The following is a 13,242-nucleotide window of genomic DNA, read 5'->3' on the forward strand; positions in this document are numbered from 1 at the left end:
AGATCATGCAACTGACGCAGTTCACCGATCTGGGATTGCGCGTCGTCATGCGGTTGGCCGTACTCGACGCGGATGCCTCCCCCAGCACTCGGGATGTTGCGCAGCAGCTCAACGTGTCGTATTCCCATGCCACCAAGGTGGTTACACGGCTCGGTGAGCTCGGCATCGTGACAACCAGGCGCGGCCGCGGCGGTGGGCTTTCCATCACCGAACTCGGCCGCACCGCCACCATCGGCTGGCTGGCCAGACGCCTCGAAGGCCCGGGTGAAGTCGTCGACTGCGAAGGCGACAAACCGTGCCCACTGCGCGGAGGTTGCCTCCTTCGGAGCGCTTTGCGCGAAGCACAGGAAGCGTTCTTCGTTTCACTCGACGCGGTCACGATCGAAGACGTCATCCGGCAGCCGTCCAAAACTGTCCTGCTACGCCTCACCACCCGGAGCGACGAAGCAGGCTGATCAATCGAATTTCGACCGAACGGAGCAGCTCATGCTTTCCCCACAGTCAACCGAGGTCATTCGCGCCACCCTTCCCGTGGTCGGCGCTGCCATCGGCGATATCACAACCCTGTTCTACCGCAGGATGTTCGACGCGCATCCTGAACTCGAACGCGATTTGTTCAATCGCGGCAATCAGAAGCAGGGCGAACAGCAGAAGGCTCTCGCCGGCGCCATCGCGGCATTCGCGACGCTTCAGCTCGAGCCGGACAGCGCCAAGGTCGATCTCATACTTTCACGTATCGCCCACAAGCATGCGTCGCTGGGAATCACGCCCGACCAGTACGCAATCGTGCACGAACACCTCTTTGCCGCGATCGTCGAAATACTTGGCGATGCAGTCACTCCCGACGTCGCAGCAGCCTGGGACGAAGTCTACTGGCTGATGGCGGAAACCCTCATCACGATGGAGCGAGGCCTCTACCAACTCGCCGGCGTCGACGCCGGTGACGTCTGGCGCACGGTCAGAATCAGCGAACGAGTTCTTCAGTCCGCCGACACCGTCTCACTGACACTCACGTCGCTCGACGGTAGCGCACTCCCCACCTTCGCTCCCGGACAGTACCTTTCGGTCGGGGTTACGCTGCCCGACGGCGCCCGCCAGATCCGTCAATACAGCCTGTGTTCGATACCGAGCAGCGCAGACTGGCGGATCAGCGTCAAGCGTATCTCCGGAACTCCCGATGGCGAAGTGTCGAACTTCCTCTACAACAACGTATTCGAAGGTCAAGAACTCTCCGTTACCACACCTTTCGGCGATCTCACCATGCCGGACGACAACTCACCGCTCCTGCTCGCGTCGGCCGGAATCGGTTGCACACCAATGATCGGGATGCTCAATCATCTCGTGGACACCGGCGCTGACCGTTCGGTATCTGTCATCCATGCGGATCGATCCATTGCGGATCACGCGCACCGCGCAGAACTCAGCACACTCGTCGACCAGATTCCCGCCGCAACCCTGCACCGTTGGTACGAGGATCTCGGCACGCACGTTGCGTTCGGATCGGTTCACGAAGGACGGGCGGATTTGCAAGGTATTGCAGTGGAGCCCGATACCCAAGCCTTCCTTTGCGGGCCGATGCCGTTCATGTTGGCGATGCGCGCATCGTTGCTCGAAAGGGACGTCCCGGCACAGAATATCCACTACGAGGTCTTCGGGCCCGACAGCTGGGCCAACACCTGAGCGGACCACTGCCTGCGAACTGGACCTTGGCGCGCGACTGCAAACCCTTGTGTACTCGACGAAACATACGCATCGAGTAGTGGGAGACCGACATGATCACGTCAGCGTCGATGACGGGAGTCGCGCTGATCGCCCTGGCGATGGTTCTGACACCGGGCCCCAACATGATCTATCTGGTGTCCCGCAGCATCAGCCAGGGCCGCCGGGCGGGTTTGATCTCGCTCGGCGGAGTCGCAACCGGTTTCCTGGTCTACCTCACCGCCACGTGTGCAGGGCTGACGGCGGTTCTCTTCGCCGTACCAACGGTGTTCACCGCGGTGAAAATCGGTGGTGCCCTGTACCTGGCCTATCTCGCCTGGTCGACACTCCGACCAGGTGGGAAGTCCGCTTTCGAGGTGGGCGAGGTCGACCGCCACGGTAGCGGCCGTCTGTTCGGGATGGGGTTGACCACCAATCTGCTCAATCCCAAGATTGCGCTGATGTACGCGGCCCTGATCCCCCAGTTCGTCGATCCCACTGCGGGTCCGGTCTGGCAACAGGCACTCGTACTCGGCGGCGTGCAGATCCTGGTCGCAGTCACCGTCAACGCGTTGATCGTGTGCTGTGCGGCAGCCGTGTCGACCTTCCTCATGGCGCGTCCGGTGTGGATGCGGGCTCAGAAATGGCTAGCTGGTGGCATTCTCGGAATCTTCGCCACCCGCATGGCCCTGGAGTAGTTTCAGTCCTTCGGACGTTGGTCGATCAGACGACGCGCTTTGCCGATCGAGCGTTCGAGTCCGCCGGGTTCGAGAACGCTCACCTCGACCGTGACACCGATCTTGTTCTTCACCAGCTTCTGCAACGCCGAAGACGCTGCCGCATGATCGGAAATTGCCGCGTCAGGACGAGCCTCGACGCGCACTGTCAGAGTATCCATCCGGCCCGGACGCTCCAGCACACACTGGAATTGGGGTGCCAGGGCGGGGACGGTCAGGATCAGCTCTTCGATCTGTGTGGGGAACAGATTGACCCCACGCAGGATGATCATGTCGTCGGTCCGGCCGGTGACCTTCTGCATCCGACGCATCGAGCGCGCCGTACCCGGCAACAGTCGGGTCAGGTCCCTGGTTCGGTAGCGAATGATGGGCAGCGCTTCCTTGGTGAGAGAGGTGAAAACCAGCTCACCTTCTTCACCGTCCGGCAGCACTTCGCCCGTGACCGGATCGATGATCTCCGGGTAGAAGTGGTCTTCCCAGATATGGAGCCCGTCTTTGGTTTCCACACATTCCATTGCCACACCCGGGCCCATGATCTCGGAGAGTCCGTAGATGTCGACCGCATGCATGTCGAGTTGCTGTTCCAGCTCGGTACGCATCTGTTCGGTCCACGGCTCCGCTCCGAAAACTCCCACCCTCAGTGAGGTCTTCGAGGGATCGATGCCTTTCTTGATCATCGCATCCACGATGGTCAACATGTACGACGGAGTCACCATGATGGCGTCGGGCTCGAAGTCCTCGATCAGTTGAATCTGCCGCTCGGTCATGCCACCGGACATGGGAATGACCGTGCAGCCCAAGCGCTCCGCACCGTAGTGTGCTCCCAACCCACCGGTGAACAGACCGTACCCGTAAGCCACGTGAACCTTGTCCGAAGACCGCACGCCGCCGGCCGAGAGACTGCGCGCGATGAGATCGGCCCAGTTGTTCAGGTCGTTGCTCGTGTACCCCACCACCGTCGGGCGACCGGTGGTCCCCGAAGACGCGTGAATTCGCGAGACCCGGTCCTGTGGCACCGCAAACATCTTGAACGGATAGTTCTCACGTAGATCCGCTTTGGTGGTGAAGGGAAACTTCGCGAGATCGCTCAGATCCTTCAAGTCGCTCGGGTGGACGCCGGCGTCGTCGAAAGCTTTGCGGTAGTGCGGAACATTGGTGTACGCGTGCATCAGGGACCATTGCATCCGCTCGAGTTGGAGCGTCGAAATGCGGTCCCGACTGGCAAATTCGATTTCTTGCGAAGTAGCAGTGACGAGTTCGGTCATGATTGTCTCCGGTGGGCTCAGTGAGGGCGCTGTGCGGGCGGTCAGGCGTCGAAATCGACTGTTATCTGTTCACCGACAGGGAAGGTCTGGCAGGTCAGTACGAAACCCGCGTCGACTTCGTAGTCTTCGAGTGCGTAGTTCCTGCGCATCTCGACGTCACCGCAGGTGACCTTGGCGCGACACGTTCCACAGACCCCGCCCTTGCACGCGAAGGGCAGATCCGATCGGTACTGTTCCGCTGCATCGAGAATCGACTGGTCTCGCGGAAGTGTCGCGGTGGTCGATCGACCGTCGAGCGTGATGGTGACCTCGCTGCCTGGTCCCACAATTCCGGGCTCACGATGCACCGCGACCGGCGGCGCGACGTCGTCGACGTAGAACAGCTCGTGATGGATGCGATCCTTGGCAATTCCCAAGCCGGCCAGTACTTCCTGGGCGTCGTTGACCATCCCGAACGGACCACACAACCAGAAGCCGTCGACCTGGTCGCACGGAACGAGAGAGATGAAGATCTCGCGCAACCGGTCGGCGTCGAGACGGCCCGAGAACAACTCGACCTCGCGCGGCTCGCGAGAGAGAACATGAATAACGTCCAGGCGTGCACCGTACCGGTCCTTCAGGTCGGCGATTTCTTCGGCAAACATGACCGAACGGGTGCGCCTGTTCCCGTACAGCAGGGTGACATCGGCCTCGGGGTTCACCAGCAGTGTTGCAGCGATGGACAACATGGGCGTGATTCCGGAGCCCGCCGCGATCAGAACGTGCCGTCCACCCAATGCCGGATCGGCGACAAAATTGCCAGATGGGCCCTGGACGTCGATTCGATCCCCGGCCTTGACGTCTCGCACCAACCAGGAGGAGAAGAGTCCGTCTGCCACTTCGCGAACCCCCACCCGTGGAGACGCCCCTACCGGTGCACAGATCGAGTAGGAGCGACGGTGTTCGACGCCGTTGATCATCCGCCGCAGTGTCAGTGACTGCCCGGCGCCGAAGTCGAATTGATCGGTGATATCGGCAGGCACGTCGAAGGTGACGGCAACTGCGTCGTCGCACAGTGATTCGACACCGGCGACCGTCAACGGGTGAAATGGTTTGTTCCGGTTCGTCGTTGCGGTACTCATCTGTTCAGATCTCCTTCACGTGATCGAACGGCTCGAGGCAGTCGAGGCAGCGATAGAGCGCTTTGCACAGGGTCGCACCGAATTCCGAACTCAGTCTGGTGTTTGCCGAACCGCACTGGGGGCACAGGATGTCGCGCGGCTTGGCCGTCAAGGTCAAGGCGATCGGGCCGGAGGTGCGACGCGGCGCGGCCCCCGGCACCGAGTACCCGGCCGTCCGAAGTTTCGCGAGCCCCTCTTCGCTGATCCAATCCGAACTCCAAGGCGGCGACAGTTGAGTCTTGATCTGGACGCTGCCGTACCCCGCGTCGGTCAGCTTGTGCTCGATGTCGTCTCGCATCGTCGCCATCGCCGGACACCCGGAATAGGTGGGAGTGATTGTCACACAGACCAAGTTCGCTTCGACGTCGACCGATCGGATGACGCCGAGATCAGCCAAGGTCAACAGTGGCATCTCCGGATCCATCACCGAGGCGACGATCTCCTGCGCCGAAGAGACAGTAGCGGAAGAGACGGTAGCGGCAGTCACGGTCACCACACCCCTTCCGGATGCTCCCGAGCGACGCTCTGCATTTCGGCGAGAAGTAGCCCCAGTGCCCCGGTGTGCAGTCCGGCACGCCCGCCGCGGCCGCCGACGAAACCGGAGAAACGCGAAGGGGGCTCTTCCATTTCGGCTGCATGGAGGACCTGGGCAAGAACAGCGTCGAACTCCGGCCGAACAGTACGCGGGTCCACTCCGACGCCAACTTCTGCCAAGACGAGTTCGTCCTGAGTGGGAACAAAGAGTTCGTCCACGAACGGGAAGATCTCGAGCAAGGCGTCGGCCGTCCGACGCTTGGATTCTGCCGTGCCGGCGCCCAAGGTGACGACCCATCTTGCCGCGTAGTCGCGGTGATAGGTCAGTTCCTTGACGCCCTTGTTCGCCACAGCTGCGAGAACCGGATCGCGCGACATGCGCAGCCGATCGAACAGCGCCAGCCGCCAGGTCGAGAACACGAGTAGCCGAACGACCGTGTGTGCGAAGTCGCCGTTGGCGAGTTCCACCAGTCTCACGTTGCGGAAACCGAACTGATCACGAAAGAAGGCAAGCGCATCTTCAGCCGGCACCGGTGACGTATCGGAGATGAACGGAACCACAGTGGAATCGGCTGCTGCCGCGCGAGCCAGCAGCAGCCTGGCCTGCCCGATCAAGTCCAGGCCGACGTTGGCGAGAGCTACCTCTTCTTCGAGTTCCGGTGCCCGCGTCGACCATTCGGCGAGTCGCTGCGAACTGACGAGCGCGTCGTCGCCGAGCATGAGGCAGTAGCGCGCCAGCGCACCGAGATCGACATCGCCTGGCACCGTGGTGTCGACGCCGGCGAGGGGGTCGTCGAAGCTCGTTCCGAACGCCCACTGACCGTGGCCGTCACCGTCGACCAGGCCGTCGTAGGCACTGTCGTGATCGTTCATCTGTTGGTCCTCGAAGTCGAAGTGATTCTCACATGTGCGGAACGGAGTCCGGGATGTCGTAGAAAGTCGGGTGCCGGTAGACCTTGTCGCCGCTCGGCGCGAAGAACGGATCCTTTTCTGCCGGACTCGAAGCCACGATGTTCGCTGACGGCACGACCCAGATGCTCACGCCTTCGTTACGTCTGGTGTAGACGTCGCGCGCGTGGCGTAGGGCCATCTGATCGTCTGCCGCGCGCAGGGATCCGACATGCACGTGGTTCAGTCCGCGCTTTCCCCTCAGAAATACCTCGTACAAAGGCCATTCGCCCCGCACCTGATCGCGCTGTACCTGATCGTTCTCGCTCATGATGTTTCCCCAGTCGTGCGATCGTGCGCGAGTCTCTCGCGCTGTGCAAAGGCGTACGCGGCGTCGCGAACCCAGGCCCCGTTGTCGTGTGCGGCTTTCCGATTGGTGATCCGCTCGACGCTCGCCGCTCCGTTGCCGCGGACCACGTCCATGAATTCGCTCCAGTCCGGCTCGCCGAAATCGTGTGCGCCACGCTCGGGGTTCCAGCGCAGGTCGGGATCAGGGAAGGTCACACCGAGTATCTCGGCCTGCGGTATCGACATGTCCACGAATCGTTGCCGCAGTTCGTCGTTCGTGTGCCGCTTGATGCGCCACTTCATCGACTGCTCGGTGTTCGGCGATTCGTCGTCCGGCGGTCCGAACATCATCAGAGCGGGCCACCACCATCGGTCGACGGCTTCCTGCACCATTGCCCGTTGAGCTTCCGTGCCGCGCATCATCGTCGCCAACAGCTCGAAGCCTTGCCGCTGATGGAACGATTCCTCCTTGCACACACGGATCATCGCGCGCGCATACGGCCCGAAGGAGCTGCGGCACAGCGGAACCTGATTGCAGATAGCAGCTCCGTCGACCAGCCAGCCGATCACACCCACGTCGGCGTATGTCAGCGTCGGATAGTTGAAAATCGAGGAGTACTTCTGCTTTCCCTCGATCAGTTTGGTGGTCAGATCGCCACGATCGGCACCGAGCGTCTCGGCCGCGGAGTAGAGATACAGACCGTGCCCGGCTTCGTCCTGGACCTTCGCCATCAAGATCGCCTTGCGTCGCAACGAAGGCGCACGGGTGAGCCAGTTTCCCTCGGGCTGCATTCCGATGATCTCGGAATGCGCATGCTGGGCGACCTGGCGGATCAGAGTCTTGCGGTAGCCGTCCGGCATCCAGTCGCGAGGCTCGATGCGCTGGTCTGCCGCGATCGTCTCGTCGAACAGGTTCTGCAGGTCTTGTGGAGCTTCCACGTTGGTCATCGTACCTACCTTTTATTACCGAATGATCGGTTGGTAACTAGTATGCACCGAGGTGTCCCAGCACACAAGAGAATCTTTCGCCGCACCAGAAATCAGCGGCCCTCGAAAACCGGCTTCTGCTTCGACAGGAAAGCCGTGACTGCGCCTCGATGATCTGCCGTGGAACCCAGCTCCACCTGTGCGTTCGCCTCGGCCGCCAGCGTCTGGGAAAGCCCAGGAGCAACGGCACGGATCAGCGATTTCACGTGGGCGAAGGCCGCGGTGGGTCCGTCGGCAAGCTGACGCGCGAGTACCCGAGCCTCAGCTGCGACGTCCTCGTCGGCCACCACGCGATGAACCAAGCCCCACTCCAGCGCGCTCTGCGCGTCGAACTTGTCGCCGAGCAACATCAGGCCACTGGCGCGGCTAGGTCCGAGCGCGTGCACGAGCGCATGACTGAGCCCGGAGTCACTGGCCAGACCGATGCCGGTGAATGCCGTCGCAAAGCTCGCGCGAGCCCCCACGACACGGATGTCTCCGGCCAACGCGATTCCCAACCCGGCCCCGACGCAGGCTCCGCCGATACCCACCACGACCGGGACAGAGAGCGTCGACAGCGCCGTGACGATGGGGTTGTAGTGCGCCTCGACGGTATCCATCGCGTGCGCAGGATCAGCATCCAACGCTGCAGCGTGCTCGCCCAGATCCTGACCGACGCAGAAGTTCTTGCCTTCGGCGAGAATCAACACCGCTCGAACCTCTGCGTCCGTGTGGACCTGCAGCAACGCTTCGAGCAGCTGAGACTTCATTTCGCCGTTGACGGCATTGGCGGCCTTGGGTCGGTCGAGAGTGATTGTCGCCAAACCTCGCTCGATCTCCAAGCGAATCACGTCAGTCATCGATGTTCCTTTCGCAGGCAGTTCGGTTCAGCTCCATGTGTGAAAACCCTGTCCCGTCTTGCGCCCCAACTCGCCGCGAGCCACCTTCTCTCGCAGCAGTGCTGGAGGTGCAAATCGATCACCGAGCGTGCTCGCGAGGTGTTCGGCTATCGCCAGGCGCACATCCAACCCGACCAGATCTGTCGAACGCAGCGGGCCCATCGGATGCCGATACCCCAATTCCATTGCTCGGTCGATCGATTCCGCGTCCGCCACACCCTCTTCGAGCATGCGGATGGCTTCGAGCCCGAGACCGACACCAAGCCGGCTGGTTGCAAAACCAGGTGAGTCGTTGACGAGCACCTCGGCTTTGCCGAGCATCGACACCCATGCTCGTACCGAGTCGACAACCTCGGGGCGGGTCTGAGGCGCCCGGACGATCTCGACCAACAGCGACGCCGGGACTGGATTGAAGAAGTGCATACCGATGAACCGGCCCGGATCCGTCAGCGCTGCGCCGAGTTCGGCGATCGACATGGAACTGGTGTTGCTGGCGATCACGGTGCTTTCTCCGGCAACGGTTTCCGCAGCGGCGAGCACCTCGACCTTGAGGGCCGCAATTTCCGGGACCGCCTCGACGATCAGGTCGAGCGACGGCGGCAACGAGGTCACTGCGTCCACGGTGCTCACGCGCGCCAGCACCGTCGCGGGGTCCTGGTCGTCGAGTTTCCCTCGCTCGTGAGCTCTGTCGAGGCCGGCGGAAACACGCTGCAACGCGGCCGCGGTGTCGCCACTCTCCGCGATGGTGACCGCCCCGCCGAGACTGGCGAACACCTGGGCGATACCCGCACCCATGCGTCCACCGCCGATGACTCCGACGGTCTTCGGTGCAACTGCTTCAGTCATGATTTCTTCTCCAGGAAGGCCGTCATGCGATCGCGCTTGTCCGAACTCTCGAACAGGACGGCCTGGGCGATGTCGTCGGCAAACGGATGCGATCCCGGCGCATCGACGATGATCTTGGTCAATCGCAGTGCCAGCGGGGACAGTCGGGAAATGCGGTCGAGCAGCCGATGCGCTGCGTCGACGTGGCAGTTCGGTTCGGTTACCTCGACAACCAGGCCCGCTCGTAGCGCCTGCTCGGCGTCGAGGTTCCTGGCACCGAGGAGCACCTGCTTCGCGATCGAGACGCCGACGAGCTTCGGCAATCGATAGCTGGCGCCGGCGGCTGCCATTATGCCGAGATTGGGCTCCGGATTCCCGAAGACCGCCGTCGTTGTCGCGATGCGAATGTCGCAGGCGTAGGTCAACTCTGCCCCACCGCCGAGCGCGTAGCCGCTCACGGCGGCCACGGTGGGAAGCGGGAGCTTTCCGATTCGGTCGAACAGCGTGCGGTTGATACCCGCGAACGCTTCCTCTCGTCCGCGCTCTCGGAGCTCCGCGATGTCAGCGCCGCCTGCGAAGTGGTCGCCGCGCCCCGCAAGCAGGAGCAGCTTCGGATCCCGTTCGAGGCGTCCACAAACCTGATGCAGTTCGTCGATCATTTCCGCGTTGATCGCATTGCGTTGCGCGGGCCTGTCGAGGGTGACCACGACGCGATCCTCGCGCTCGTCCACGTGCAGGGTGTTCACATTCGCTCCTTCTCGCTCTTCTCCATTAGTAACCGAACATTCGGTCGTTTGGCAAGGGTGAGAACGAGGATGGTGCACAGCTTTGCCCGAACTGAGAAGATGGGGACATGACTACGGCACGCCCCACTCGACGCACCGGCCTCCCCGGACGTCCCGGCTACGACCTCGATTCGCTCCTGGCCGTGGCCGTGAAGGTGTTCAACGACAAGGGCTACGACGGCGCCAGCATGGAGGTGCTCGCCAAGAAACTCGGCATCACGAAGTCCTCGATCTACCACCATGTGTCCGGAAAGTCAGAACTTCTCGAACTCGCCCTTTCGCGTGCCCTCAACGCCCTGTTTGCGGTCACGACCGAAGAGGGCGCCACCACCGGTCCGTACATCGACCGGCTCGAATACCTGGTCCGGCGCAGCGTAGAGGTGCTGGTCGCAGAGCTTCCATACGTCACCCTGCTCCTGCGCGTCCGCGGCAACACGACGGTCGAGCGCGCCGCGCTAGCTCGTCGACGCGAATTCGACAACTTCGTCGGAGGTCTCGTCGCGTCCGCCGCAGCGGAGGGAGACTTGCGCCCGGACATCGAACCAGCCCTCGCCAGCAAGCTGATGTTCGGCACCGTCAACTCACTGATCGAGTGGTACAAACCCCGAGCGGGTGAGTCCGTCTCCGACATCGCCGACGCGGTCGTCGCCGTCACTTTCGACGGACTTCGCAAGGCCTGACTCCAGGCAGTTCTGCCGAATCCTTGACAACGCGGCGTTACCGGGCGATCGTAATTACCGACCGAACGTACGGTGAGATGGAGTTGTCGTGAGCAGACTGTTGGAAAGCTATGTGGCCGGTCAGTGGTACGCCGCACCGGACGCAGGTACCCCGTTGCCGAGCGCAGTGGACGGATCGGAGGTGGCCCGGATCTCCGCAACCGGCATCGACCTCGCCGAGATGGTTACGTACGCCCGCGAGGTCGGCGGGCCTGCACTGTCCGCGATGACCTTCCACGAACGTGCCGGCGCGCTCAAGGCTCTCGCCCTCACGTTGATGGCAGGAAAAGCCGAGTTCTACACACTCTCCACTGCCACCGGCGCGACGACGCGAGATTCCGGGGTGGACATCGACGGCGGATTCGGGACCCTGCTGAGCTACGCGAGCAAGGCTCGGCGCGAATTGCCCGACAGCACAGTCTTTCTGGACGGAAACGTCGAGCCTCTCGGCAAGGGCGGAACCTTCCTCGGGCAACACATCTATACATCACGTCGCGGCGTCGCCGTGCAGATCAACGCCTTCAATTTCCCGGTGTGGGGGTTCCTGGAGAAGCTGGCACCGGCATTCATCGCGGGGGTGCCGTCCATCGTCAAACCTGCCAGTTCCACGGCATATCTCACCGAACTCGTCTTCCGGCGCATCATCGAGTCAGGCTTGCTCCCAGAGGGTTCCGTCCAACTGCTCTCCGGTAGTGCACGCGGCCTCCTCGATCACCTCGGCGGGCAGGACTCAGTGGCATTCACCGGATCCGCCGACACCGCAGCAACGCTGCGTGCTCACCCGAACGTCGTCGGCAAGGGTGTCCATTTCAATGCCGAAGCCGATTCACTCAACGCGTCGATCCTCGGCGAGGACGCCGTACCAGGAACGCCCGAATTCGATTTGTACGTCAAACAACTCGTCACCGAGATGACGGTCAAGGCGGGCCAGAAGTGCACGGCGATCCGGCGCGCCCTGGTCCCGCTCTCGCTGGTCGACGCCGTTGTCGATGCCGCATCCGAGCGACTGAACAAAGTGGTCGTGGGACACCCCGATGCTGATGGCGTCACTATGGGAGCTCTCGCCAGCATCGAACAGCGTGACGAGGTCTTGAAATCCATTCGCGGTCTGACGAAGTCGGCAACTATCGTATTCGGAGACCCGGACAACGTCGACGTGGTCGGTGCCGACGGCCAGTCAGGAGCCTTCCTTTCCCCAGTCCTTCTCCGGGCGGAAGAGAATGCGCACGAGGTACACGAACTGGAGGCCTTCGGACCCGTCAGCACCGTCATCGGATACGACGGCATCGATCATGCGATCGAACTCGCGGCCCATGGCGAGGGAAGCCTCGTCGCTTCGGTGGTCACTGCCGACACCGACATCGCACGTCGACTGGTGCTGGGCCTCGCAGCTTTTCACGGCAGAGTGCTCGTGCTGAACCGCGACGACGCCAAGGAATCCACCGGCCACGGCTCTCCCCTTCCAGTCCTCGTACACGGCGGTCCCGGCCGTGCCGGCGGCGGTGAGGAGCTGGGTGGCATCCGCGGAGTTCTGCACCACATGCAGCGCACCGCCGTACAGGGCACACCCGACGTCCTCACCGCAGTCGGCGGGCGCTGGTTCACCGGATCGCAGCGCACGACCGGATCCGAACATCCATTCCGAAAGAGTCTCGCCGAGTTGAAGATCGGTGACACTGTTGTCGGCGGTCCGCGCCAGGTCACACTCGCAGACATCGATCATTTTGCAGAGTTCACCGGTGACACCTTCTACGCTCACACCGATCCGGTGGCCGCTGCGGCGAATCCACTCTTCGGCGGCATCGTCGCGCACGGCTATCTTGTTGTCTCACTCGCTGCGGGCCTGTTCGTCGACCCGGCTCCCGGCCCGGTTCTCGCGAACTTCGGCGTGGACAGCCTCAGGTTCCTGACTCCGGTCAAAGCCGAAGACAGCCTGACGGTCACCCTCACAGCCAAGACCATCACACCTCGCAGCAGCGCCGACTACGGTGAGGTTCGTTGGGACGCCGTGGTGACGAACCAGAACAACGATCCGGTCGCGACATACGACGTCCTGACTCTGGTAGCCAAGACTCGCCCCGAAGGGAATTGAAAGCACATGACCTATCGAGTAGCAGTGTGTTACGGACGCCCCACCGATCCGGAGGCTTTCGACAAGTACTACAACGAGATCCACGTCCCGCTCGCCAGCGCAGTGCCAGGGCTCTCGGACTTCACGTTCAGCAAGTGCTCGACGCTGGACGGCTCCGATCCAGTCTTCTATGCCGTCGCCAACCTCGAGTTTCCCGATCTCGAGACTATGCAGAGCGGCCTGAAGTCCCCGGAGATGGGCGCCGCTGGAAAAGATGTCGCAAACTTTGCCACCGGCACGGTCGACATGTATGTCCAGGAAGTTGTCTCGGTCCTCTAGACCCCTGC

15 protein-coding genes are annotated in these 13,242 nt (G+C 62.4%); 6 read left to right on the plus strand and 9 right to left on the minus strand.

The genetic code is table 11. The features are described from left to right. Positions 1 to 5: 5 nt before the first annotated feature. The 3 genes from ACN50D_RS09235 to ACN50D_RS09245 all read left to right on the plus strand — a co-directional run bounded on the left by ACN50D_RS09235 (position 6) and on the right by ACN50D_RS09245 (position 2,396). Positions 6 to 455: an RrF2 family transcriptional regulator gene (locus ACN50D_RS09235; protein ID WP_003943059.1), complete on the plus strand. Its 450-nt coding sequence runs from the start codon at positions 6 to 8 to the stop codon at positions 453 to 455. 31 nt (positions 456 to 486) lie between these two features. Continuing rightward, a complete protein-coding gene (locus ACN50D_RS09240; RefSeq protein ID WP_003942968.1) occupies positions 487 to 1,680 on the plus strand; it encodes a globin domain-containing protein in 1,194 nt (397 codons plus the stop codon). A 92-nt stretch (positions 1,681 to 1,772) separates the two neighbouring features. Beyond that, entirely contained in the window at positions 1,773 to 2,396 is a 624-nt protein-coding gene (locus ACN50D_RS09245; RefSeq protein WP_007730629.1) for a LysE family translocator, read from the plus strand. A gap of 2 nt (positions 2,397 to 2,398) precedes the next feature. Here ACN50D_RS09245 and paaK read toward each other — a convergent pair whose 3' ends face one another. The 9 genes from paaK to ACN50D_RS09290 form a co-directional block, all read right to left on the minus strand. Beyond that, positions 2,399 to 3,700: a phenylacetate--CoA ligase PaaK gene (paaK, locus tag ACN50D_RS09250; RefSeq protein ID WP_007730627.1), complete on the minus strand. Its 1,302-nt coding sequence runs from the start codon at positions 3,698 to 3,700 to the stop codon at positions 2,399 to 2,401. A 41-nt stretch (positions 3,701 to 3,741) separates the two neighbouring features. After that, a complete protein-coding gene (gene paaE / locus ACN50D_RS09255) occupies positions 3,742 to 4,821 on the minus strand; it encodes a 1,2-phenylacetyl-CoA epoxidase subunit PaaE (RefSeq protein ID WP_007730625.1) in 1,080 nt (359 codons plus the stop codon). 4 nt (positions 4,822 to 4,825) lie between these two features. Then, positions 4,826 to 5,284, minus strand: coding sequence for a 1,2-phenylacetyl-CoA epoxidase subunit PaaD (gene paaD, locus ACN50D_RS09260; RefSeq protein WP_047269445.1), 459 nt, complete (start codon positions 5,282 to 5,284; stop codon positions 4,826 to 4,828). Between the two features lie 65 nt (positions 5,285 to 5,349). Continuing rightward, the gene (paaC, locus tag ACN50D_RS09265) at positions 5,350 to 6,267 is read right to left on the minus strand and encodes a 1,2-phenylacetyl-CoA epoxidase subunit PaaC (protein ID WP_007730623.1); all 918 of its coding nucleotides are present in this window, start codon (positions 6,265 to 6,267) and stop codon (positions 5,350 to 5,352) included. Positions 6,268 to 6,295: 28 nt separating this feature from the next. Further along, on the minus strand, positions 6,296 to 6,613 hold the full coding sequence (gene paaB / locus ACN50D_RS09270) for a 1,2-phenylacetyl-CoA epoxidase subunit PaaB (RefSeq protein WP_007730622.1): 318 nt from the start codon (positions 6,611 to 6,613) through the stop codon (positions 6,296 to 6,298). After that, positions 6,610 to 7,578, minus strand: a complete 969-nt coding sequence (paaA, locus tag ACN50D_RS09275) for a 1,2-phenylacetyl-CoA epoxidase subunit PaaA (protein WP_007730621.1) — start codon at positions 7,576 to 7,578, stop codon at positions 6,610 to 6,612. Before paaA ends, paaB begins: the two co-directional genes overlap by 4 nt. A gap of 92 nt (positions 7,579 to 7,670) precedes the next feature. Further along, positions 7,671 to 8,456, minus strand: a complete 786-nt coding sequence (locus ACN50D_RS09280; RefSeq protein ID WP_007730619.1) for an enoyl-CoA hydratase-related protein — start codon at positions 8,454 to 8,456, stop codon at positions 7,671 to 7,673. 27 nt (positions 8,457 to 8,483) lie between these two features. Beyond that, positions 8,484 to 9,341: a 3-hydroxyacyl-CoA dehydrogenase family protein gene (locus ACN50D_RS09285; RefSeq protein ID WP_007730617.1), complete on the minus strand. Its 858-nt coding sequence runs from the start codon at positions 9,339 to 9,341 to the stop codon at positions 8,484 to 8,486. Beyond that, on the minus strand, positions 9,338 to 10,066 hold the full coding sequence (locus tag ACN50D_RS09290; protein WP_007730615.1) for an enoyl-CoA hydratase/isomerase family protein: 729 nt from the start codon (positions 10,064 to 10,066) through the stop codon (positions 9,338 to 9,340). Before ACN50D_RS09290 ends, ACN50D_RS09285 begins: the two co-directional genes overlap by 4 nt. A gap of 107 nt (positions 10,067 to 10,173) precedes the next feature. Between ACN50D_RS09290 and ACN50D_RS09295 the strand changes: the two genes are divergently transcribed. The 3 genes from ACN50D_RS09295 to ACN50D_RS09305 all read left to right on the plus strand — a co-directional run bounded on the left by ACN50D_RS09295 (position 10,174) and on the right by ACN50D_RS09305 (position 13,234). Continuing rightward, a complete protein-coding gene (locus ACN50D_RS09295) occupies positions 10,174 to 10,785 on the plus strand; it encodes a TetR/AcrR family transcriptional regulator (RefSeq protein ID WP_007730612.1) in 612 nt (203 codons plus the stop codon). Between the two features lie 88 nt (positions 10,786 to 10,873). Then, positions 10,874 to 12,916: a phenylacetic acid degradation bifunctional protein PaaZ gene (gene paaZ, locus ACN50D_RS09300; RefSeq protein WP_211921675.1), complete on the plus strand. Its 2,043-nt coding sequence runs from the start codon at positions 10,874 to 10,876 to the stop codon at positions 12,914 to 12,916. Positions 12,917 to 12,922: 6 nt separating this feature from the next. After that, a complete protein-coding gene (locus ACN50D_RS09305) occupies positions 12,923 to 13,234 on the plus strand; it encodes an EthD family reductase (protein WP_007730606.1) in 312 nt (103 codons plus the stop codon). Positions 13,235 to 13,242: the final 8 nt, after the last annotated feature.

The sequence above is a fragment of the Rhodococcus sp. SB1D genome, from assembly GCF_048573875.1.
In the GTDB taxonomy this organism is placed as follows: Bacteria; Actinomycetota; Actinomycetes; order Mycobacteriales; family Mycobacteriaceae; genus Rhodococcus_F; species Rhodococcus_F qingshengii.

What these genes read in the sequence shown, in the direction of transcription:
- ACN50D_RS09235 (WP_003943059.1), top strand. Translation starts at nt 6, where the DNA reads ATGCAACTGACGCAGTTCACCGATCTGGGATTGCGCGTCGTCATGCGG.
- ACN50D_RS09240 (WP_003942968.1), top strand. Translation starts at nt 487, where the DNA reads ATGCTTTCCCCACAGTCAACCGAGGTCATTCGCGCCACCCTTCCCGTG.
- ACN50D_RS09245 (WP_007730629.1), top strand. Translation starts at nt 1,773, where the DNA reads ATGATCACGTCAGCGTCGATGACGGGAGTCGCGCTGATCGCCCTGGCG.
- paaK (WP_007730627.1), bottom strand. Translation starts at nt 3,700, where the DNA reads ATGACCGAACTCGTCACTGCTACTTCGCAAGAAATCGAATTTGCCAGT.
- paaE (WP_007730625.1), bottom strand. Translation starts at nt 4,821, where the DNA reads ATGAGTACCGCAACGACGAACCGGAACAAACCATTTCACCCGTTGACG.
- paaD (WP_047269445.1), bottom strand. Translation starts at nt 5,284, where the DNA reads ATGGATCCGGAGATGCCACTGTTGACCTTGGCTGATCTCGGCGTCATC.
- paaC (WP_007730623.1), bottom strand. Translation starts at nt 6,267, where the DNA reads ATGAACGATCACGACAGTGCCTACGACGGCCTGGTCGACGGTGACGGC.
- paaB (WP_007730622.1), bottom strand. Translation starts at nt 6,613, where the DNA reads ATGAGCGAGAACGATCAGGTACAGCGCGATCAGGTGCGGGGCGAATGG.
- paaA (WP_007730621.1), bottom strand. Translation starts at nt 7,578, where the DNA reads ATGACCAACGTGGAAGCTCCACAAGACCTGCAGAACCTGTTCGACGAG.
- ACN50D_RS09280 (WP_007730619.1), bottom strand. Translation starts at nt 8,456, where the DNA reads ATGACTGACGTGATTCGCTTGGAGATCGAGCGAGGTTTGGCGACAATC.
- ACN50D_RS09285 (WP_007730617.1), bottom strand. Translation starts at nt 9,341, where the DNA reads ATGACTGAAGCAGTTGCACCGAAGACCGTCGGAGTCATCGGCGGTGGA.
- ACN50D_RS09295 (WP_007730612.1), top strand. Translation starts at nt 10,174, where the DNA reads ATGACTACGGCACGCCCCACTCGACGCACCGGCCTCCCCGGACGTCCC.
- ACN50D_RS09305 (WP_007730606.1), top strand. Translation starts at nt 12,923, where the DNA reads ATGACCTATCGAGTAGCAGTGTGTTACGGACGCCCCACCGATCCGGAG.